Origin of the sequence: Pseudoalteromonas sp. S1610 (assembly GCF_005887465.1) — a bacterium.
Lineage (GTDB): Bacteria > Pseudomonadota > Gammaproteobacteria > Enterobacterales > Alteromonadaceae > Pseudoalteromonas > Pseudoalteromonas undina.
Genome location: NZ_PNDI01000010.1, coordinates 135,828 through 157,145 on the forward strand (window position 1 = coordinate 135,828; position 21,318 = coordinate 157,145).

Consider the following 21,318-nt stretch of genomic DNA (forward strand, 5'->3'; position numbering starts at 1 on the left):
ATATTGCTGCTGGTATACATAATTTATTATGCGTTATTAATAATCAGTACAGCTTACATTATGTTATTGTTGGCATTTAATTCACGCTGGTACTCGTTATTTTAGGTACTTAAATACATTATAAGAAGTCGGTAGCAATGTTAAGTATTTCTCTAGGGCCTTTGGTTATTTCTATTTCACAGTTAATTATTTTTTTAGGGTTAGGCATTTTCTGGGGGCTTACCTATTTATTGACGCGTCAACACCCATTACAAAAAGCGATTTTAGACACAGTCTTTAAAGCGATTGTTGTGGGCTTTCTAGTCTCGCGTTTAGCGTTTGTGTTTACCATGTGGGATGCCTATCAAGGTAACTGGTGGCAGCTTTTTAATATTAGCGACGGTGGCTTTATTGGTTATTATGGCTGGCTCAGCGGTATAGTTGTTTTAGCGTTTTATGCGCGTGGTAAAAAAGCGGTAATGAAAAACTACGCTATTGCTGGGTTTGTAGGTTTTTGTTCAATGATTATTCCTAACTTTGCGCTGTCTATTTATCAAACGGGTGTGCAGTTACCACAGTCTGTTGTGCATAACATTCAAGGCCAGCAAGTTAACTTACAAAACTTTAAAGGTAAGCCGGTGGTTATTAATTTTTGGGCGTCGTGGTGTCCGCCGTGTCGAAAAGAAATGCCAGTGCTACAAGCGGCTCAAAAAAACAACCCAAATATTACGGTGGCGTTTGTCAATCAAGGTGAAGACTTACACACGGTAAAAGCGTTCCTTGATGAACAGCAACTCGACCTAAATCATGTGTTTTTTGATCAAAGTAGTAATGTGAGTCGCGAATCAGGTGCTGCGGGCTTACCAACAACTTTGTTTTATAATAGCCAAGGTGAGTTAGTTACCAGTCATATGGGAGAACTTTCTCATGCGAGTTTAGGCTATTATATTCAGGCTATTAGTGATAAAAAATAATAGTGTTTGTTGTTTGATCTAGTTACTCCTTCCTAAGCAGCTAAATAGTTATTTTGCTGCTTAACTTCTTGTTTATATTTGAATTGGCTATTTATTGACAAGGTATTCAGTTACTCATCAGTTTGCATTAACAAGCTATTAAGCTTGGGTATGTAAAATACAGCTACTTTTTTCGTACCATCTTTAGCTAGTACGATCATCTTTAAGTATTAACTGTATTTTAAATGGAACTGTTAAAACTATGACCGCTCATCGGAAAACCAACGCTTCACATCACTCACTCCCACTTTTTATTAAATCAACGCTGTGTATGTCTATTTTGTCTGTGATTAATCATGCATATGCTGATGAAGCAGCAGATAAAGCATTAAAAAGCAAAGATATGGAAGTAATTGAGGTACGCGGTATCCGTTCCAGTATGGCGGCTAATTTAGATATAAAACGTTTGTCTAGCTCTGTGGTTGATGCGATTACAGCGGAAGATATTGGTAAGTTCCCTGATAAAAATGTCGCAGACTCATTACAACGCGTACCAGGGGTAGTGATTGACCGTGACGGAGGCGAGGGCTCATCGGTAAGTATTAGAGGGTTATCATCTGAACTCACCTTTTCTCAGTTAAATGGTAATTTTATTGCGTCATCACCAGGCGAGCCATCTCGTTCGTTTGATTATGCATTACTCCCCTCAGCCATGATTGAAAGCGTGGAAGTGTATAAATCACCAGAGGCACGTTTAGATGAAGGTGGAGTGGGCGGCACGGTATTAATGCATAGTCGTAAGCCGCTAAGTATGGATGCAAACTCAGGGGTGATTAATATTGAAAGCACCTATGCCGATGTGACTGAAGAATCTGAGCCGCAAGTAACCGCACTTTATTCTTGGAAGAACGATGCTGATACTTTTGGTGTGTTGTTTGGTTACACCTCACAAACACGCACTAACCGAACTCTTTCGGGTGGCACCGATGCAAATGTGTGGCGCTTTATTGGTGAAAACCCGGTTGATGTTAATGGCGCGCCGGTTGAAAACAATAATCAGTGGGGCTCAGTAAGCGATTCTCAGGGCAATAACTATGACAATGTCTGGTTTCCTCAAGTGGTTCGAGGTTCAATTGTAAACGAATTACGTGAGCGAGAAGGGGTACAATTTAGCACGCAGTGGCGCCCAACTAGCCGAGTAGAAATTGGTTTTAACTATTTTGGATTTTCACTTGATAAAAATAGAACTGAGTCGGTGATTGATATACCTGAGTGGTCTTTAAATCCTGACTTTTTAACCGATGTAAGTTTGGATGAGTCGGGCACGATAGTTAATGGAATGCAATTTGATGCAGCTGCAAGTGGCATAGAAAATGATATGCAATTGCCGTGGATGCGAGGCAGCTATGTACGTGAAGAGTCAACCTCTGACACTTTTGATCTCAACTTAACCTACGAAGGTGATTACTTCAAAGCCCGTTTTGTGGCGGGTAATACACGTTCTGAAGGTGGCCCGAAAGAGAGTTGGGAAGCAGCCTATAAAAGTTCTAACGCGGGTGAAAATGAAAACCGCATAGAAAATGCCGCGCAAACAGCGGGTTGGAAAATTAATGAGAACGATATTAGTTTAAATATAGATCCAAATACGTTAGCTAACTTACTCAATGGTGTGGGTGGTGGGCGCGATCCGGGTTCGTCAAATTCAAGTTTTGTGCGTAGTGAACTTGAAGAAGATTACTACCAAGCTGATTTTGATATTTATACCGATTGGGGCATTTTAAGAACAATTAAAACTGGGGTTAAGTATCGAGAAGCTACGCTTCACCGCGAAACCGGTAATACCTTCTTTTTAGATCCTAATTTTGATATTGCCGCAGCAGAAGCCAGTAAGGGTGGGATCACACGCTTTGATAGTTACCAGTGGAATAACGGTATGCCACTAGCACAAGATGTGTTTATCAACGAAGGTAATATTGCGGGTGGTTTTAACATAAACCAAATGCCTGGCATTGATTGGGATAAATACCGCGATATTGTGACCAGTAATTATGTTCCGTATACGCGTAAAGAAGATAATTTCATTTATGATATTGAAGAGCAAATAGCGGCATTTTATTTACAAGGTGATTTTGAATTTGATAGCGTGCGCGGTAATCTAGGGGTACGTGTTGTACGCACGAAAACCATGACATCATCAACCGATCTATACACATATTTGCTGGATCATACTGACGATGAAAGCGGGGAGGCGGTAACCGGAGACGATAGATTTGTTGAAGATTATCAACTCATTACTCAAGAGAATACCGATACCCAAATTTTACCTAGCTTTAATATTGCATGGGATGCCAGCGAAGATATTGTTGTGCGCGGCGCGATTGCAAAAGTAATGTCTCGCCCTGATTATGCCGATTTAGGCGCACAACAACGCATTACGTTTGTCTCAGATGAGTGGGCCGACGACAGAGCTGAATTTAATGAAATTCCAGGTTTTAGTGGCAGTGGCGGTAATAAAAACTTAAAACCGTTTGAGTCGGTGCAAGCTGATTTATCTATTGAATATTATTACAGCGAAGGCTCTGCTGTTGGTTTAGCACTGTTTCATAAAACGGTTGATAATTTTGTTGTTCCTTTAGTTATTGACGTACAACAAGATTTTGCAGGTAAAGAGGGCATAGTTGATTCGGGAAATATTACTGTGTCGCCATATAGCACTGTAGGCAATGGCACTGATGCCGTATCTAAAGGGGCTGAAGTATTTATACAGCATGCCTTTGATAGTGGTTTTGGTTTTTACGCAAACTACACTTATAACAAAACCAATAAGGCCGATGTAGAAGTGGATGGTAAAGAGTTTGGTAAATCGCCTTTAATTGGCAGTGCTAAGTACCAGTACAATACCTCGATATATTATGAGGGAGATGCTTTTAATATTCGTGCTTCTTATAACAAACGCGGTGAAACCGTGTTGGGTTTAAATAGTGGTTTAAACGTGTATCAAGACCCATACGAGCAAGTTGATGTAAATGCATCAATTACTCTATTAGAAGACTTGAGCCTAACAGCCGCTGTGATAAATTTAACTAAATCTGAGTCAGTAACCCGATTGGGTAACGATACAGAGTCTCGGTTATTAAACTCAAGCTATTCGGGTAGACGATATTATGCGGGCATAAACTACCGTTTTTAAGCTGAGTTTGTTGAGTTTAGGTAAACAAGCTGTTTTGTTGCTGTTTTAGCTTTTTCTTGTAAGTTATTACTTTATAATGAGCATTATAAAATTATTTAATTAATATTAACAGGATTGAAATGAGTGATTTAACGGCAATAGCCAACTTATCTATTTTATTAGTTGAGCCTTCTGAAGTGCAACAAAAGCTAATAAAAAAATCACTGGCTCAGTGTGGTGTTACACAAATTGAAACGGCCAGCACTCAAGAAAATGCGCTGGCCGCTTTATCAAAGTATCACCCTGACTTAGTGATCAGCAGTATGTATTTTAGCGACGGTACTGCAGACTCTTTATTACAGGCAATACGCAGTAACAGTAATACTGAGCAGCAGGCGTTTATGCTGGTGTCGAGCGAACGTAATAAGCGCCATTTAGAGCAACTTAGGCAATCGGGCGTATTAGCTATTTTACCTAAACCGTTTAATGCCGACGAGATCACCCGTGCGCTTAAAGCGACTCTGGATATTATTAGCGAGCAAGAAGTTGAGCTAGAGCACTTTGATGTCACTTTACTTCGTGTGTTGGTGGTTGATGACAGTCGCTTTGCACGAAAACATATAATACGAGTGCTAGCGGGAATGGGTATTCCTGAACCTGTAGAGGCAGAAGACGGTAAACAAGCGATTGAAATGCTTAATAATCAATCATTCGATTTAATTGTTACAGATTACAATATGCCAGAAATGGATGGTAAAGAGTTAACTGAAACCGTTAGAAAATCGAATGCTTACTCACATATTCCAATCCTGATGGTCAGCTCAGAGGCCAACGATACTCATTTAGCTAATATTGCTCAAGCCGGTGTGGATGCTATTTGTGACAAACCATTTGAACCTGCAACGGTGCGCGATTTACTTTTTAAAATCATGAGCTAACTCGCAGCTGTAAAAGCACTTTTTAACTAAAGTGCTTTTAAGTCGCTTTGCAGTAATGTAATGAAAAATTAAGTAACTTGGCACCAGATAAGGGCTTACTTAAATAAAACCCCTGAGCAATATCGCAGTTTAGCTCGTTGAGTAAATCTAGCTGCTCTTTGGTTTCTACTCCCTCTGCAACTACTTTTATTTCTAGGCTGTGTGACATAGCTATGGCCGCTTTTACTAAATTACAGTCGGCCTTGTTATCTGTTATCCCTGCAATAAAGCTACGGTCAATTTTTAGCACATCAAAAGGGTATTCTCGTAAGTAACTTAATGATGAATAGCCTGTGCCAAAGTCGTCCATTGAAAGTTTTATGCCCAGCTCATCAATTTGCACTAAGGCATCATGAATTGAGGTTTGGCTATTCATTAGTACCCCTTCGGTAATTTCCAGCTCTAAGCATTCATTATTAATGCTATTTTTATGTAGAGTATGTTTAATTATATTAACCAGTTCCGGATCTCTGAATTGGCGCGGCGATAAATTAATCGCCATGGTATAGTTTTGCTGGTTAATTGATTGCCATTCATTCAAAAAGCGTAAGGCTTGTTGAAGAACAAATAAACCAACAGGCGCAATCAAGCCTGTTTGCTCTGCAATGGGAATAAATTCATCAGGGGTGATTTCCCCTAACACTATATTATGCCAACGTAGCAAGGCTTCAGCGCCAATGATGGTGTTTGTTTTTACATCTATTTGCGGTTGGTAATAAAGCTCAAATTCGTTTCGCTCCAGTGCTCCATGCATTTGCTCTTCTATTTCAAAACGCCGGCGCATAGCAACGTTCATTTGCGGGGTGAAAAAAGAGGAGGTATTGCGCCCCATCGCTTTTGCTTGGTACATAGCGGTGTCGGCATTACGTAACAACACCGAGGCACACGTACCGTCTTTGGGAGAAATCGCAATACCAATACTTAATGTCAGTATTAAGTCTCTGCCTTCGAGCTTGAAGGGTTTTCTAAATGCTTGAAGTAACCGCTCAGCAATTGCTAAAGCATCATTTTCATCGTTTAAACTGGATATTAAAACAATAAATTCATCACCCCCTAATCGACCGACAGTGTCATTTTGCTTTAGTGTTTGCTGTAATCTAGCGGCTGCTGCAATTAACAGTTTATCGCCTACTTCATGCCCTAATGAGTCATTCACTTTTTTAAAGTCATCAAGGTCTAAAAAAAACACCGCGGCTTTTTCATGACTCTTTTGTACTTCCATTAATATTTGTGACAAGCGATCTAAAGACAAAAAGCGGTTAGGCAAATCGGTTAAGCTATCAAAGAGAGCTTGATGACGGATCAATTCTGCTGAGCGGTGTGGTTCGCTAATATCACGGATAATCACCATGATTTGGTTTTTTTTGGGCAGTAAGCGCAATCTCGCCTCATAATAAATTACGCCTTCAGGCATGCTCAATTCATATTCAAAACTTACCATACTGTTTTGAGCTATTGTTTTTTCTATATGAATTTGAAATTTTTCCGCTACTTTTTCAGGCAGTACATCAATCATTTTTTTACCAATAAACTGCTCAGGTGAAATATACAGGTCCTTACTATTATTAACATGGTAGTCAGCAATGATGCCATTTTTCTCTAGTACAAAAAATAAGTCGGGAATGGCTTCAAAGATAGTTTTCAACATACTGGCATTAAATGTGGCTTCTGCTTGTGCCTTGTGAACCTCAGAAAGGTCAATATCAATACAGTACATTTGTTTGGTATTGTATTGATTAGTAAACATAACATGGCTTGAAAATACAGCCACGTCATTACCTTCTTTATGTTTGAGGATAAGCTCTGAGGAGGGAATTTCAATATCATGCTTAATCCAATTACTATGGGCTTCAATTACGGGCTCTCGCATTGGTGTGGGTATAATTAAATCTTCGAGTTTTTTGCCAATGGCTTCTTGGTGCGAATACCCATAAAGCACTTCACTGCCTTTGTTCCAATAAATTACACGTCGTTGCTCATCATAACCTTGCACTGATATAGAATCGACAGCATCAAACAGTTGATGCAACGGATCATTAGTAACATATTGATGGGCAGGCATATTATGGGCTTTATGGGGATCCATTAAATGGGTTCCAGTTATTGAATTACTTTATTTATATATTAGACATAAAGTTGAGATTTAGCATGGTAAGGGAGGTTTCAATGTGTGACTTTTCATTGATTTAGTCGAAAGTAATTTTAACAAAGCACAATTAAGTACTTTTAAAGCAAAGGCCAATAAAGATTGGCCTTTGGGTTATCTTGTTAGTTGGTGGGCATTAAATAGATTTCGCGTACGCTATTACGCTGGTTGGCCTCAATAGCAAATAATACCGCATCGGCCACATCTTGTGGGTCGAGCTTATCGGGTTTTGCTTCATCAAAAAAAGGCGTATTTACCATACCTGGCGCAATAGTGGTACAGCGACCATGCCAGGGTTTCATTTCCTCTGCTAAATTTTGACCAAAGCCATGTGCAAACCATTTAGTAGCACCATATATAGAGCCGTCAATGGGTCTTCTTCCTGCTGCAGAGCTGGTTAAAATAAAATGCCCTTGGTTTTCACGTAAATGAGGCAAGGTGAGTTTTGCGGTCCACAACAACGCTTTAATGTTAAGATCAACCATGGCTGACCACTCTTGAGGATCGCCATTCTCTGTGCCTGGTGATGACACACCCATGCCCGCGTTGGCGAATGCTGCGTCTAATCGGCCAAACTTTTCAATGCCCTTACTTACTACACTCTCAAGCTCGCTAAACTGAGTGGCATCGGCTGGAACGCTAAATGCACTTTCATGGCCTAACTCATCAACTAGTTTATTGAGTTTATCTTCACTGCGCGCAGTTAATATTACTTTGTGATCATTATTAACTAATGTTTTAGCGGTCGCCTCGCCAATGCCGCTCGATGCGCCGGTAATTAAAATGACTTTCTGTGTTGTCATGGTTTGTCTCCTTTTATGGAATTCTGCCAAGCTTGATTGTAAAGATTCATTAAATAAGTGTTTTTAGAATTAATTAAGTGACAATGATACTGTTTTAGCGTGCTGCCAAGAATAATTGATACCCTGACAAAGAGAGTTATATGTATGTGAATAGTCAGGGTAATTATAAGGTTAAAAACTTAACCTTAATTGAATTTAAACAGATTAGCGTTAAGAGCTTGAACGTATTATCAAGCCCTTAAAGTAGCAAAGCATTTAAGCTTCTAATTGGAATGGGTATACAGATCCTAAACTAAGCAACTGGGTTAACTCATCAAGGGCTTGGTAGCTTTCGGTTAGTAAAGCTGGGTCTGCAAAGTCGTTGGCACCAAGTTTATCTCGGTAATGGCGAGTAGCCCAATCACATAATTGAGTGTACTTTTGCTCATTTAAGATCACATCAGGATTTACCGCTGCTAATTCGTGGCTGTTTAATGCAACTCGTAATCGCAAACAAGCAGGCCCGCCACCATTTTGCATACTTTGGCGCAAATCAAAAAACTGCACTTGATTTATGGGATTATCGGCAACAATTAGCTCTTCAATATACGCTTTTACAGCAGGGTTGCGCTGGCATTCTTGTGGGGCAACGAGCAGCATTGCATCGTCACTAAGGCTAACAAGTTGGCTATTAAATAAATAGCTACTGACAGCATCTTGAATACTCACTTTGCTGGTTGGCACTTCAATAATATAAAGCTGTTTGTTACCTACATAAGCTTCTCGGATATCGTCTAATGCTTGCGTTTGATTTAAAAACGCCTGCTGATGGCATAATAAAACATTGGCGTTACCCACCGCGATTACATCATTATGGAACACTCCTTGGTCAATTACATCAGGGTTTTGTTGTAATAGTATTTGGCTGGTATCTTTTATATTGTGCAATCGACAAATGGCTTCAGACGCTTCCAAAGTTTGCCTTGCAGGGAACTTAACGGGTTTAACCAGTTTACTGTTAAAGGCACTTGCACCAAATACAAATAACTCTAGCCCGGTTTCACCATGGCTGTCGCACAGGCGAGTATGGTTTGCTGCGCCTTCATCACCAAAAAAACCTTGCTCAGGCAAATGTGAATGGTGTGCAAAGTATTGCTCGTTATTAAACATTGCTTTAAGCAAACGTGTCGTCGTATTTGGCTCTAAAGAGCGATGAAATTTATTATTCAGGTTAGCCGCAGTAAAGTGCACTTTGCCATCGTTAGTATCAGGAGAGGGCGATATGGTGGCTGCATTAGCGGTCCACATGGCAGAGGCTGAGTAACAGGCGCGCAATAAAATAGGATCAGCTTTAAAAGCTTTATTAATGACTTGCGCATCGTTGCCAGTAAATCCTAGACGGCGAAGTACATTTAAATCTGGGCGAGCATGAGGAGCAAATACCCCTTGGGTTAAGCCTTTATCGTGCATAGCTTTCATTTTAGCCAGGCCCTGCAATACAGCTTCTTGCGGATTTGAAAAACTCGCCGCGTTATTTAACGAAGCAACATTACCATACGACAAACCTGCGTAGTTGTGAGTAGGGCCGACTAAGCCGTCAAAATTAACTTCTAAAGCATGCATACACGTTCCACTAACCAATTAAATAGTCTTTTACAATACAACGCTATGAGGTAGCTTGCAAAGTCTGTTCAAAAATAGTTTAACGCGAATAGATACGCTCTTTTTCACTAGTGGTATGCGTATTTGTTGGCTCATTTACTTGCCACACTGTGATATCTAAGCGCCATAAAAAATAAAGAGTGTTGTATAAATTAGACATAACTTTTCCTTGGTGTTGCTAACGTCAATAAGAGAGTAGGAAGAAGTATGCCAATTGTTATTTGAATATTTTGTGAATAATAATCAATAAGTTAATTTTTTTTAACTAAACTATAAAAAAGCTTAAGCACCACATTGGATAAATTTACGCTAGGTTTGCACTAACTTGGGACTGTCTTTAGCATCGACACTTTCATCTTCAGTCTGGGTGCTTAAGTCGCTAACGATTAAATCGAGTAACTGCATTAATTGCTGTGCTTGGTTAGTGTCGATACTGTCAAATTTACAGAAAATTGTTTTTGGAATATCAGCAGCTTTAAGTTTTAAAGATTGGCCGGTGTGAGTCAATTGCACCAAACGCTTACGCTTATCGTGTTCGTCCTTTATAACGTTAAGTAGTGACTTGCTGGTCATCTTTTTTAATATTTGAGTAAGCGCGCCACCATCAATTGCGGTTTTATCGATTAGTTCGGCGATGGTTACTTCATCTTGTTCCCACAGCGCCATCATAACAACATACTGAGGATAGGTAAGGTTAAGCTCAGCTAGAGGTTCTCGATAGGCACGGGCTATGCTGTTAGACGCCATATATAAACGATGGCATAACTGATTTTTTAATTTTAACTGTTCAAACGACATCGTTTTATCCTTCATTTCAATACAGAGTATTTTAGTTTGCATGCAAAGTATTTGCAATCAGAATTTAGTTGTTCTATTATTTTGCACACAAAGTAAGTAATGTGAAAATTTTAAATCTTAGGAGTTCACTATGAATGTATTACAAAATGCAGCTTATTCAGCAAAAGCTACGGCAACAGGCGGACGTGAAGGCGTTGCTAAATCGGATGATGGTCGTTTAGATGTTAACTTATCAACGCCTAAAGGGTTAGGTGGTGACGATGGGCAAGGCACTAATCCTGAGCAATTATTCGCAGCAGGGTATGCAGCGTGTTTTATTGGCGCACTTAAATTTGTAGCCGGTAGCGAAAAGATCGCATTATCAAGCGATACTTACATTAACTCTGAAGTGTCTATTGGTGCTATTGAAGGCGGTTTTGGTATTGCTGTAAAACTTGCTGTATCACTAGGTGATATGGACAAAGCAGCGGCGCAAGAGCTGGTAAATAAAGCACATCAAGTATGCCCATACTCAAACGCAACACGGGGTAATATTGAGGTAGAACTTTCAGTTATTTAATTTACCTCTTTATATTGTTTATAAAAACACGCCATGAGTGATCATCGCGTGTTTTTTATTCGCAACTATATCTATAAATGAATTGAAAATAGATAAAATCAGTTATATTCGAAATTTCATATATTCACTATTCCATATGTTTGTTTTTTGTTTTATTGTATATGCATAAACCAAATGAGGACGCTATGGAACAACTCAACCCACTACAGTTTTATAAATGCTTAGCTGACGATACGCGCTTAAAAGCCATGCTGCTAATTAGCCATGAGCAAGAATTATGTGTATGCGAGCTTGTGGCTGCCCTTGAGCTTAGCCAGCCTAAAGTATCTCGTCATTTAGCCCAGCTTAGGCAATGTGGCTTATTGAGCGATCGTAAGCAAAATCAATGGGTGTATTACAGTATTAATAAAGCCCTACCAGAGTGGGCTGAAAATGTACTAGCACAAACCCGTAGCGCTAATATTGAATTTTATAACGATGATTTAAATCGACTCAATGCAATGGGTAACCGCCCTGAGCGTGCAGCAAACTGCTGTTAATTAACTTTTAAAGGTATTTATTATGACAATTAAAGTAGGGATTAATGGTTTTGGCCGTATGGGGCGCTTAACATTGCGTGCTGCACTTGATTGGCCTGAAATTGAATTTATTAAAATTAATGATGTTGCTGGCGATGCTAAAACGCATGCACATTTACTCGAATTTGATTCAGTACATGGGCGTTTGGCACACAATGTAACAGCATCAGCGCACAGCTTTAGTGTAGGTAAACACACCATTGCTGTAACTAATAATAAAAACATTGATGATACTGATTGGTCAGATTGCGATGTAGTCATTGAAGCCAGCGGTGTGATGAAAACCACCGAATTATTAAATCACTACCTAGCTCAAGGTGTAAAACGTGTGGTAGTGACTGCACCGGTGAAAGAAGACGGTATTTTAAATGTAGTGATGGGCGTAAATGATGATTTATATAATCCTGATGAGCATAAAATTGTTACAGCGGCATCATGTACAACAAACTGTTTAGCGCCAATTGTTAAAGTACTACAAGAAAAAGTGGGTATTAAACACGGCTCTATGACTACTATTCACGATATAACTAACACCCAAACTATTATTGATGCCCCACATAAAGACTTACGTCGAGCTCGCTCATGTGGTACCAGTTTAATTCCCACCACAACAGGCAGTGCTACGGCTATTACGCATATTTTCCCTGAGCTTAAAGGGAAACTTAATGGCCATGCTGTTCGTGTACCACTTACTAATGCATCAATTACCGACTGTGTATTTGAGCTTGAACACGGTGTTACGCAAGATGAAGTAAACGAGTGGTTTTATCAGGCTGCAGAAGACACATTAAAAGGGATTTTAGGTTATGAAGAGAAGCCACTTGTGTCTATTGATTATAAAACCGATCCGCGTAGTTGTACTATTGACGCGCTTTCTACCATGGTGATTAATAATACCCAGCTTAAATTATATGCTTGGTACGATAATGAGTGGGGATATGCAAACCGTACCGCCGAACTTATGCTAAAAGTAGCAAAAAGTGATGTAGTTAATTAGCCCAAGGTATTAACCATGTTTGCTCAACTTAGTGATTTACCTCAAGCGATAAAACAATATTTAATTATTACCGGTAATTATTGGGCGTTTACTTTAACCGATGGGGCGCTGAGAATGCTGGTGGTGCTGTATTTCCATCAGCTAGGATATGATGCACTTGCCATCGCTATGCTGTTTTTGTTTTATGAAGTGTTTGGGGTGATCACTAACTTAGTGGGGGGGTGGCTTGGCGCGCATTTAGGCTTAAATAAAACCATGAATATTGGCTTAGGCATACAGCTTGTTGCCTTAGCTATGTTATGTGTACCTAGTGATTGGCTGGGCGTTTTTTACGTTATGGCTGCACAAGCGCTCAGTGGTATTGCCAAAGATTTGAATAAAATGAGTGCTAAAAGCGCAATTAAGTATTTAGTGCCTGATGACGAAACAGGGCAAAGTAAACTATATAAATGGATTGCGTTACTAACCGGTTCAAAGAATGCGCTCAAAGGCATAGGCTTTTTTTTAGGTGGATTACTATTAACTTTAGTGGGCTTTAAAGGCGCATTATTTGCGTTGATTGCTCTGTTAGGTATTGCTTGGCTGGTTAGCCTAATTTACTTAAAAGGTGATATGGGTAAAGCCAAAAATAAGCCTAAATTTAAGGAGTTATTTTCAAAATCCAGAGCCATTAATTTACTCAGTGCTGCGCGATTATGTTTATTTGCTGCACGTGATGTATGGTTTGTAGTTGCGCTACCTGTTTATTTGGCCGCTCAGTTTAACTGGGATCATTGGTGGGTAAGTGGTTTTATGGCACTGTGGGTTATTGCCTATGGAGCTGTGCAGTCACAAGCCCCTAAAATAACCGGTAATTCGGCTAATAAAATCGATGTGCTTAATAAGGCATACTACTGGGCCATTGCTTTAACGGGGGTGACTTTTATATTGGCAGTGCTCATGCAGTTTAATATTGCTATTCATATTAGTTTGCTCATCGGTTTGTTAGTTTTTGGTGCGGCCTTTGCAGTTAATTCCTCTTTACATAGTTACCTTATAGTCAGCCTTGCTAAAAGCGATGCAGTATCACTTGATGTGGGCTTTTATTACATGGCTAATGCAACCGGTCGACTGGTTGGGACAGTATTCTCAGGATTAGTGTATAAACTATATGGATTACAAGCTTGCTTGTGGGTAAGTGTTAGCTTGCTTTTTGTTGTTGTGTTAGTGACTCTGCGACTAAATAAGCAAAGTTAAATGGTCGTTGGTTATGAGATTAAGTTATCCATATTATTTTAAAATAATTAATAATATGTTGTTTAATTTGGTCTAAACTAAAAATAAATAAGTAAAGCAAGGTAGTTATAAATGCGGGAAATAGCGTTAGCAAAAAAGTTATTATGGATAAGCGTCGGAAGTATACTTTTAACGGTAGTACTATTTTCAGGCATACTTTGGTCTAAACTCTCATCGAGTAATGCCAACACTTCTGCAGAAGCTGAGACTCTAATTGTTAATGAGGTCGATGGGCGATTAACAGCAAATGCAGCCGCCTATGGTGAAAAAATTGCCGCCTTTATTAATGAAGCTTACCGAATACCTTTTTCACTTGGTAGTATTTTAGAAGATGCCGATAAAGCCTCAATAAAGCGTGATTCAGTTGTTTCTTTAAATCGTTCAATATTAGAAAGTAATGATGTTATTTCCTCTATTTATTCACAGTTTGAAAAAAATGGTTTTGATGGTAAAGATAGTGAATTTACTCAAGGATACAATCACTCTGTTGCTGGTACAGGTTCATTAGAAATTTATTTCACTAAAAATAGCAATGGTTTGGTTGAGCAACAGGTTGTGGAAGACGCGGAAGAAAAATACGCGGATAAAATAAACGAATTTGGTTTACGTGAGGCAGAGTGGTACTTGTGTGCTAAAGACAAGCTAAAACCATGCATTATGGAACCCTACTTGTATGAGATTACACCGGGTTACTCAGAAATGATGACCTCACTTGTTGTTCCTGTTATTAAATCAGGCAAGTTTGTAGGCGTTACAGGGGCGGATATAACTTTACCTGTATTTCAAAAACTAACAGAAGAACTTTCAAAGGCGCTTTACGATGGCAAAGCAAAAGTAACGTTACTTAGTCATTTGGGTTTAATTGTTGGTACAAGTCATTACAAAGAAAAATTAGGCCGCCCACTAAAAGAAGCTGTTAGCGCTAAAAGCTATGAGAGTTACAAAGCACTAAAAGGCACTAAAGGAATAAACAAACAGGGCGCTGAAATAATGGTGTCTTACCCGATTGAAATTAAGCTTGCTGATGTGAAATGGATGCTGCTAATTGAAGTACCCGCTGAACTTGCCTTTGAAGGACCTATTCAATTAACTGCGGGCATGTCTGAGGCTGCAAAAGAGCTGGGTGTGATTATTTTGATCACCGGGACTGTGATTGCGGTATTGGCATTTATAGTAATGAAGCTTGTAGTAGGCAGTGTTGTGGCTCCTCTTAGACAAATTCAGGAGCGGGTTGACAACTTAGCAAGCTCTGAAGGTGATTTAACACAAACTCTGCATGTTGATACTCACGCTGAGCTTATAGCTCTGGCTGGAGGATTTAATAAGTTTTTATCAAAACTTCGTGAATTGATCAGTGAGCTTAAAGCGGTCTCAGATCAAACCAAGCACCAAGGTGAAGTTACCTCAAATATTGCGGTAGAAACCAAGCATAATGTGCAGGCACAGTTTAAAGAAATTGAAAGTGTGGTTACTGCAATGAACGAAATGAGCGCGACAGCACTTGAAGTGGCAAAAGCTTCAGAGCAGTCGGCGCAACAAGCTGATGAAATTAACACCTTAGTGGTTAGTAGCGAATCGAGCTTATCATCGGCTATGACGCAAGTTAAAACCATGTCTGAAGAAATTAAAGAAGCTAATCAGGCAGTAGAAAAAGTAGCATCGCGTAGTAATGATATTACTCAAATACTTGATGTGATCCGAACTATCTCTGAGCAAACTAACTTATTAGCACTAAACGCAGCTATTGAGGCTGCACGAGCTGGGGATCACGGACGTGGTTTTGCCGTTGTTGCTGATGAGGTTAGAGCTTTAGCATCTAAAACGCGCTCCTCAACCGATGACATTAGTAGTTTAATCGATAGCTTACTTTCAGAAGTGGGTAATGCATCAACTGTTATCGAAAAAGGTGTAGTACGCGCCGAAACTGCAGTAGATGAAACCTCAACAGCTTTTGATGCACTGCACAGTGTGGTTGTGAAAGTAGATGAAATAACCAATCAAATTACTCATATTGCAACGGCTGCTGAAGAGCAAAGCTTAGTCACCGAAGAAATAAATCGCAACTTGACGATAATTTCTGATGCTGCTTCACAGCTTTCTGATTTATCTGCTCAAGCAGGCGATAGCAGCGAAGAGTTAAATAAACTAGTTGCGCAGCAAGACTCTGAGCTTAATAAATTAAAAACCTAGACGTCGAACTTTGGTTTTAAATTAAAAAGGCAGCTAACTTTATTAGCTGCCTTTTTATTTTAAGCTAAAGACTCTTCATGAGTGAAAACATGTTTTCGATCATTGGTTTGGCCAACTTTTCTACATTTGGTCGATTAAAATAACTACGTAAGCCAGTAAATTGTATTTGGAAAAAACGAGCATAATCTATAGCCGAGGTATTTCCACTGAGCTCTTTATTAGCTATAGCGTTTGTAAATAGTTCAGTAAGGTAATGTTCAAAGTCTATCATCAGCTCTACGCTGATTTGATAAAGATAGCTGTCTTTATCAACAAACTCATTATTTGCCTTAACTAACATGCAGATAGAACTTGGAGTATGACTTTGTGAGGAAATAACAACATATTCTACAAAGTCTTGCAGTGCTTCAAGAATACTGCTGCATGATACTAAACGTTCATCTATTAAGCTTTGCATTTGTTTGGCATAATTTTTTATCGCTTCACAATATAAACCTTCCTTAGAGCCAAATGCCGCATAAATGCTGCCTGGACGCATATTAATTGCATCTTGTAAATCGCGGGTAGATGTAGCATGAAAGCCCTTCTCCCAGAATAATTGACTAGCGGCATAAACAACTTGCTCGCGTTCAAATTTAACTTTATTGGCCATGATAGTTTCTATTAAATTGAGCAACTGTTCAATTTTAACTTGAGCGATCGCTCAAAATCAAATAGTATGTGTCTCGATGTTACTTAAAACTATTTTTAATTGGAGTTAGTGATGGCCGAATTTACCCTATACACACAAGAAAATGCATCAGAAGAAGCACAACCTCTATTGGCAGACTCTATTGCTGCTTTTGGTATGTTACCCAACCTTCATGCTGTAATGGCTGAGGCGCCAACCTTACTTAAAGGCTACCAAGTACTGCATGAGCTATTTCAAAAAACATCGTTTAACGCAGAAGAGCTAACAGTGGTATGGCAGTCAATTAATGTTGAGCACGAATGCCATTACTGTGTACCAGCACACAGCGCAATTGCCGCTTCAATGAGAGTTGATCAAGGTATTGTTGATGCGCTAGTTAATAAAACGCCACTGGAAGATGTAAAACTTGAAGTTCTTCGTGAAACAACCCTTGAGATGACACGCGAACGAGGTGTGCTAAGCCAGTCACAGCAGGATAAGTTTTTTGCCGCTGGCTATACAAAGCAACAGCTTTTAGAAATTGTATTGGGTCTTGCGCAAAAGGTGATGAGTAATTACACCAATCATCTTGCAGATACGCCAGTGGATGATGCGTTTAAGAAATTTGTAAAATGATAGGTTAGCCGCTATTTAGCCATTAAGTTATATCGATTTAATGGCTAAATAATTTTTATATAAAGATGAAGCTGTTTATTTAAATTTAACGTCTTTATTACTGCGATAGTAAGTTCGAACTTCCGGTTTAGTCCATTCACCTTTTTTTAAATAAGAAGTAGACACAACAAACTGTTGGTCTTTAAATTCACTGGTTGATTTCACTTTAGTGATCCCTTCTTGGCTACCAGTGACATCTTCATAGGCCACAAATTGTGTTGGACTCAGTACTTTCATGACGCCTTTAGTATAAAAGCCAGCTGTTGTAAAATAATAGAAAACAAGTGACTGTTTTTTACGATCATAGAAAATCATTGATTCCCCTCCATACTCACCCTCATTAATAGAGTGTGTAGTACGAATGGCTTTACCATTAAGTACGCGCTGCCATTTACTCACATCTTGAATGTTTGGCTCACCTTTTTCGGTATTAAAATCAGCTTGCCAAGTGCCTAAGTAGGGCGTGAAAATCGCAAGTTCTGGTGCTAGTGACTCTGTTTTATTATTCGCTAGAGTGCTAAATATAGATAGCGATAACAGCAGCATCGCGGCCTTTAAATATGTCATAATTAACCCGAGTGTTTATTTATTATTCTTATTATAGGCGATTATTTTTTGATAAAAAGTACCTTAATTATATTTTCGAGCGTGTTTATAGCTTTACTATGGCTTGCTTATTTAAATCATAAAATTGAGATGTTCGTACCGATATATATTTCACTACTCAGTGGTATTACATTTTTATATTATGCGTGGGACAAACGAAAAGCAGTACAGTCGAATCGCAAGCAAGTAAGTCGTATACCTGAACGACATTTACATCTCTGTGCTCTATTGGGAGGATGGCCTGGTGCACTTATAGCGCAGCAGACTTTAAGGCATAAGTCACAAAAGCGTGTATTTATAGTGATATTGTGGCTGTGTATAGCGGTGAATTTAAGCTTGGGTAGTTATGCATGGTATGTTTATTATTAATGTTTAAATGCCTTTATTCATTAAAGGCATTTCACTTTTTTAAACAGTCTATTGCGCTGATTGGCTTAACTGTTTTTCATCGAGCTCTATAGTTAAAATGGTTTTTTTATCAACCGTTACCCATTTTCTATAAGTTACATAGCCCGCTTTACTTACTTCAATATCATATTTACCAGCATCTAGTTCAATTGCATCTTGATATACAGGCACTATATTCATTATCCGTACTCTAGAATCAGCTGGGTTAGTAATAACCGTAAGTGATATTGGTGCACTTTCTTCGCTCACTTGAGGGGTTGGCTCAATAACGACATCTTCAGTTTTGCTGGTTTTAGATGTTGCTGAACAGCCTGAGAGTATGAGGGCTGCAGCTAGTAAGCTTAAATTTTTCATAGGTACTCCATTAATTATAAAAACTCTAAATATGTAAAATCTTGGCGGAGTGTATGATGATATGAATGCACTCGTCGTCCTTGACTTTGTTATCTGTATTTTGATTTTAGTCTAATAGCTATGTAATCGTTATTCAATCACCACTGTGCTATTTTTGAGCAATAAATATATACTCTTTTTAAAGCATATTATCTAAAGACTGAGTAATCGCTTCACTTTTTTCAACTAAGCGCTCAGCAGCTTTATACATTCTTTTTTTCATTAAATCGTTAGCTGTGCTGATGTAACGTCTCGATAATTCTTTTCTCAACGAGACTAAAAGTGAGAAGTCATTCGGTAATGCTGTTGATTCAGACTTAATAAACTCTTCAAACTCCATTAACGCTTTATGATCTTCTATTGTTTCTAATTGAGTCGAGAAACGTTGAAACTTAGGACCATAAAACACCACAGCATCGGCACGCGGAAAGTCGGCTTGTTCGCCTAAATTAATCTTTTGCTGATACGCAGTTAATGCATTAATAGCAGACTCTCGCTGCATTAAATTTGCTAGTAACTCATCCGCTTTTTTGTTGTTTGTAAAAACGATTTTACCCACGTTTAAGAGAACTTTTTGGGTGATCACATCGTCACTTTCTATAGCGGTATTTAATGCAACAGTAAAATTATCAAGGTGAAGATCTGTTGGCTGATAACGGTAAGTTTTATCAACTTCTTTTAAGTCTGAAACTAGGTGAGCAATACTATTGGGTTGCTCTTCGTTATAACGCGACTGTTCAAGTAATAAATCGATTCTGGCTGTAATATCAAAAATAATTGATTGGCGTTCTCTAAGTACACTTTCTAATTGCATCGATAGTTTTTCTGAATCAGGGTAATAATCTAATGCATCAGAGTAGACGGCTATGATTTTATCGAAATCTTTAAATTTACGACCCGCAATATTATTAAACTGATTAGCTTCATCATTAAAGCTCTCTAATATGCTTTGCTGGTTTGATCTTAGTAACCCTTGTTTAAGCACTTCATATTGTGGTGGAATTTGTTCAAGTTTGTTTAAAATAGTTGGCCCCTGCCAAGACATCCACGCTTCTACTTGTTGGTTAATCGCTTTGGCATTATCGAGTTGTGCCTGTAATTGTTTTGTATTATCTGAGCTTGAGTAATAATTTTGCGCAATTAAACCAATAATGGCGATACTGGCGACGCTTGCAAAAATGGCTGGCTTTAAGTTTGTTGTGAGACTTTTTAAAATGGGCTCTAATGATTCAAGCCTTTGATTCGCATTTAAAACTAATGCTTTATTTAAATTGTTCCACAAAAGAATAGGGCAGTTACTTGGTTTTTTCACTGCTGTATTTTTAGGTACTTTGTCTGCAGCAATACGGTTAAATGGGTGTTTACTACTAAGTAGTTCATAGGCAATACAGGCAAAAGAAAAAACATCGTCTTTTACTGATGCTTCACTACCCTTTAATTGCTCAGGACTTGCATATGTTGGGGTGTAGCCGCCAATTGTTGCCAGTTCACTGTCATTTTTTACAGCGTATTGATCGTCTAAGCTTTTGTGTTTGGCAATACCAAAGTCAAGCACCTTAAGGTTGCCGTTAGAGTCAAAAATAATATTTGAGGGCTTAAGATCGTTATGAATTACGCCCCGCGAGTGGGCATAAATGAGCGCATTGGTTAATTGCTCTAAAATAATTTTTGCTTTTTTAAACGCTAAACCTGAGGGTTTATTACGTTTAATAATTTGTTCCAGTGTTTCCCCTTCAATTAACTCCATAGTGACATAATATAAATCGCCGTCAGAGTCTGCTGAGTACACTTTTACAATACTTGGGTGGGAAAGTTGCTGTGTTTTTGCTGTTTCATCTTTTAGTAATGAAATAGCTTCTTCAGAGCTTGAAAATTCTTCCTGAAGTACTTTAATTGCTACTGTGGCTTCTGAGCGATTACTGCTTTCTAAAAAAGTATCGCGCGCCCGATAAATGTAGCACATACCGCCTTGGCCAATCAGCTCTTCAATTAAGTAGCGGCCAGATATTTTTTTGCCAAGTAGGTTTTGCTTGCGAATGTTTGACGTTTTTTTTGTGTTTGAGTCTAGGGAAGCAATCTGAGTTTTATCGTTGTGATCATTAGTACTACTCATAAAAAATCCTTTTATTGTGTTAAGTTAAATAATTACAAAGGTAAATATTCTCTGCTTATCTATCAATTTTCCCTCTGATATGAGTATGTATTTTACAAAAATATACAATTATAGCAATGCCTGAGTGACATATTGTTGTTGGTAAATTTCCCTTACTATATATTGAAAAAGTCGGTTTAAAGCTAGAAGGGGTCTCTAAACAGGCTGTTTTTGGCCTAGTTATAAAGCATTACGGTAAAATCTTTCATCGCTGTGTAATGTGTTTATCAAACATCTTGTTTTAGAGACAAAATCAAGAGCGCAATATTTTCTTGTGTTAATTTCAATGTTGACAATAGTTTCGCTTCTACTTTATCCTGTTCACAATATCGATATAAGGGACTGACTT

The 21,318-nt window shown here is 38.7% G+C and carries 18 protein-coding genes; 10 read left to right on the forward strand and 8 right to left on the reverse strand.

Annotated elements, in window-relative coordinates; all coding sequences use genetic code 11:
• Positions 1 to 137: 137 nt before the first annotated feature.
• The 3 genes from CWB77_RS05375 (at position 138) to CWB77_RS05385 (ending at position 5,039) form a co-directional block, all read left to right on the forward strand.
• The gene (locus tag CWB77_RS05375) at positions 138 to 953 is read left to right on the forward strand and encodes a TlpA disulfide reductase family protein (protein ID WP_013462938.1); all 816 of its coding nucleotides are present in this window, start codon (positions 138 to 140) and stop codon (positions 951 to 953) included.
• 241 nt (positions 954 to 1,194) lie between these two features.
• Entirely contained in the window at positions 1,195 to 4,122 is a 2,928-nt protein-coding gene (locus CWB77_RS05380; RefSeq protein ID WP_138621693.1) for a TonB-dependent receptor, read from the forward strand.
• A gap of 119 nt (positions 4,123 to 4,241) precedes the next feature.
• Positions 4,242 to 5,039: a response regulator transcription factor gene (locus CWB77_RS05385; protein WP_055011532.1), complete on the forward strand. Its 798-nt coding sequence runs from the start codon at positions 4,242 to 4,244 to the stop codon at positions 5,037 to 5,039.
• 37 nt (positions 5,040 to 5,076) lie between these two features.
• Here the strand turns inward: CWB77_RS05385 and CWB77_RS05390 are convergent, their stop codons facing one another.
• The 4 genes from CWB77_RS05390 to CWB77_RS05405 all read right to left on the reverse strand — a co-directional run bounded on the left by CWB77_RS05390 (position 5,077) and on the right by CWB77_RS05405 (position 10,466).
• Complete coding sequence (locus tag CWB77_RS05390) at positions 5,077 to 7,164, reverse strand: bifunctional diguanylate cyclase/phosphodiesterase (RefSeq protein ID WP_138621695.1); 2,088 nt, start codon at positions 7,162 to 7,164, stop codon at positions 5,077 to 5,079.
• 182 nt (positions 7,165 to 7,346) lie between these two features.
• Positions 7,347 to 8,027 (reverse strand): SDR family oxidoreductase, encoded by a 681-nt coding sequence (locus tag CWB77_RS05395; protein WP_138621697.1) that lies wholly within the window; start codon positions 8,025 to 8,027, stop codon positions 7,347 to 7,349.
• A 255-nt stretch (positions 8,028 to 8,282) separates the two neighbouring features.
• Complete coding sequence (gene astB / locus CWB77_RS05400) at positions 8,283 to 9,629, reverse strand: N-succinylarginine dihydrolase (RefSeq protein WP_055011528.1); 1,347 nt, start codon at positions 9,627 to 9,629, stop codon at positions 8,283 to 8,285.
• 348 nt (positions 9,630 to 9,977) lie between these two features.
• Positions 9,978 to 10,466 carry a MarR family winged helix-turn-helix transcriptional regulator gene (locus CWB77_RS05405; protein WP_008468659.1) on the reverse strand — a complete coding sequence of 163 codons (489 nt, stop codon included), beginning with the start codon at positions 10,464 to 10,466 and terminating at the stop codon, positions 9,978 to 9,980.
• A gap of 130 nt (positions 10,467 to 10,596) precedes the next feature.
• Here CWB77_RS05405 and CWB77_RS05410 point away from each other — a divergent pair, with 130 nt between their 5' ends.
• The 5 genes from CWB77_RS05410 to CWB77_RS05430 all read left to right on the forward strand — a co-directional run bounded on the left by CWB77_RS05410 (position 10,597) and on the right by CWB77_RS05430 (position 16,065).
• Positions 10,597 to 11,025 carry an organic hydroperoxide resistance protein gene (locus CWB77_RS05410; protein ID WP_138621699.1) on the forward strand — a complete coding sequence of 143 codons (429 nt, stop codon included), beginning with the start codon at positions 10,597 to 10,599 and terminating at the stop codon, positions 11,023 to 11,025.
• A 185-nt stretch (positions 11,026 to 11,210) separates the two neighbouring features.
• Positions 11,211 to 11,564: a metalloregulator ArsR/SmtB family transcription factor gene (locus tag CWB77_RS05415; protein WP_008108943.1), complete on the forward strand. Its 354-nt coding sequence runs from the start codon at positions 11,211 to 11,213 to the stop codon at positions 11,562 to 11,564.
• A gap of 22 nt (positions 11,565 to 11,586) precedes the next feature.
• On the forward strand, positions 11,587 to 12,600 hold the full coding sequence (locus tag CWB77_RS05420) for an ArsJ-associated glyceraldehyde-3-phosphate dehydrogenase (protein ID WP_138621701.1): 1,014 nt from the start codon (positions 11,587 to 11,589) through the stop codon (positions 12,598 to 12,600).
• Positions 12,601 to 12,615: 15 nt separating this feature from the next.
• Positions 12,616 to 13,836, forward strand: a complete 1,221-nt coding sequence (gene arsJ, locus CWB77_RS05425; protein ID WP_138621703.1) for an organoarsenical effux MFS transporter ArsJ — start codon at positions 12,616 to 12,618, stop codon at positions 13,834 to 13,836.
• 111 nt (positions 13,837 to 13,947) lie between these two features.
• Entirely contained in the window at positions 13,948 to 16,065 is a 2,118-nt protein-coding gene (locus CWB77_RS05430; protein WP_138621705.1) for a methyl-accepting chemotaxis protein, read from the forward strand.
• Between the two features lie 64 nt (positions 16,066 to 16,129).
• On the opposite strand, the gene CWB77_RS05435 is transcribed toward CWB77_RS05430, so the two are convergent.
• Positions 16,130 to 16,717, reverse strand: a complete 588-nt coding sequence (locus tag CWB77_RS05435) for a TetR/AcrR family transcriptional regulator (protein ID WP_010389407.1) — start codon at positions 16,715 to 16,717, stop codon at positions 16,130 to 16,132.
• Between the two features lie 111 nt (positions 16,718 to 16,828).
• Between CWB77_RS05435 and CWB77_RS05440 the strand changes: the two genes are divergently transcribed.
• Positions 16,829 to 17,371 (forward strand): carboxymuconolactone decarboxylase family protein, encoded by a 543-nt coding sequence (locus CWB77_RS05440; RefSeq protein ID WP_054201398.1) that lies wholly within the window; start codon positions 16,829 to 16,831, stop codon positions 17,369 to 17,371.
• 75 nt (positions 17,372 to 17,446) lie between these two features.
• Here CWB77_RS05440 and CWB77_RS05445 read toward each other — a convergent pair whose 3' ends face one another.
• Entirely contained in the window at positions 17,447 to 17,977 is a 531-nt protein-coding gene (locus CWB77_RS05445) for a hypothetical protein (protein WP_054201397.1), read from the reverse strand.
• Positions 17,978 to 18,025: 48 nt separating this feature from the next.
• On the opposite strand from CWB77_RS05445, the gene CWB77_RS05450 reads away from it, so the two are divergent.
• Positions 18,026 to 18,385 (forward strand): DUF1294 domain-containing protein, encoded by a 360-nt coding sequence (locus tag CWB77_RS05450; RefSeq protein ID WP_054201396.1) that lies wholly within the window; start codon positions 18,026 to 18,028, stop codon positions 18,383 to 18,385.
• Between the two features lie 48 nt (positions 18,386 to 18,433).
• Here the strand turns inward: CWB77_RS05450 and CWB77_RS05455 are convergent, their stop codons facing one another.
• Together CWB77_RS05455 and CWB77_RS05460 are read right to left on the reverse strand one after the other, a co-directional pair.
• Positions 18,434 to 18,778: a PEGA domain-containing protein gene (locus CWB77_RS05455; RefSeq protein ID WP_010389403.1), complete on the reverse strand. Its 345-nt coding sequence runs from the start codon at positions 18,776 to 18,778 to the stop codon at positions 18,434 to 18,436.
• A gap of 178 nt (positions 18,779 to 18,956) precedes the next feature.
• Positions 18,957 to 20,930 (reverse strand): serine/threonine-protein kinase, encoded by a 1,974-nt coding sequence (locus CWB77_RS05460; protein ID WP_138621707.1) that lies wholly within the window; start codon positions 20,928 to 20,930, stop codon positions 18,957 to 18,959.
• Positions 20,931 to 21,318 lie beyond the last annotated feature (388 nt).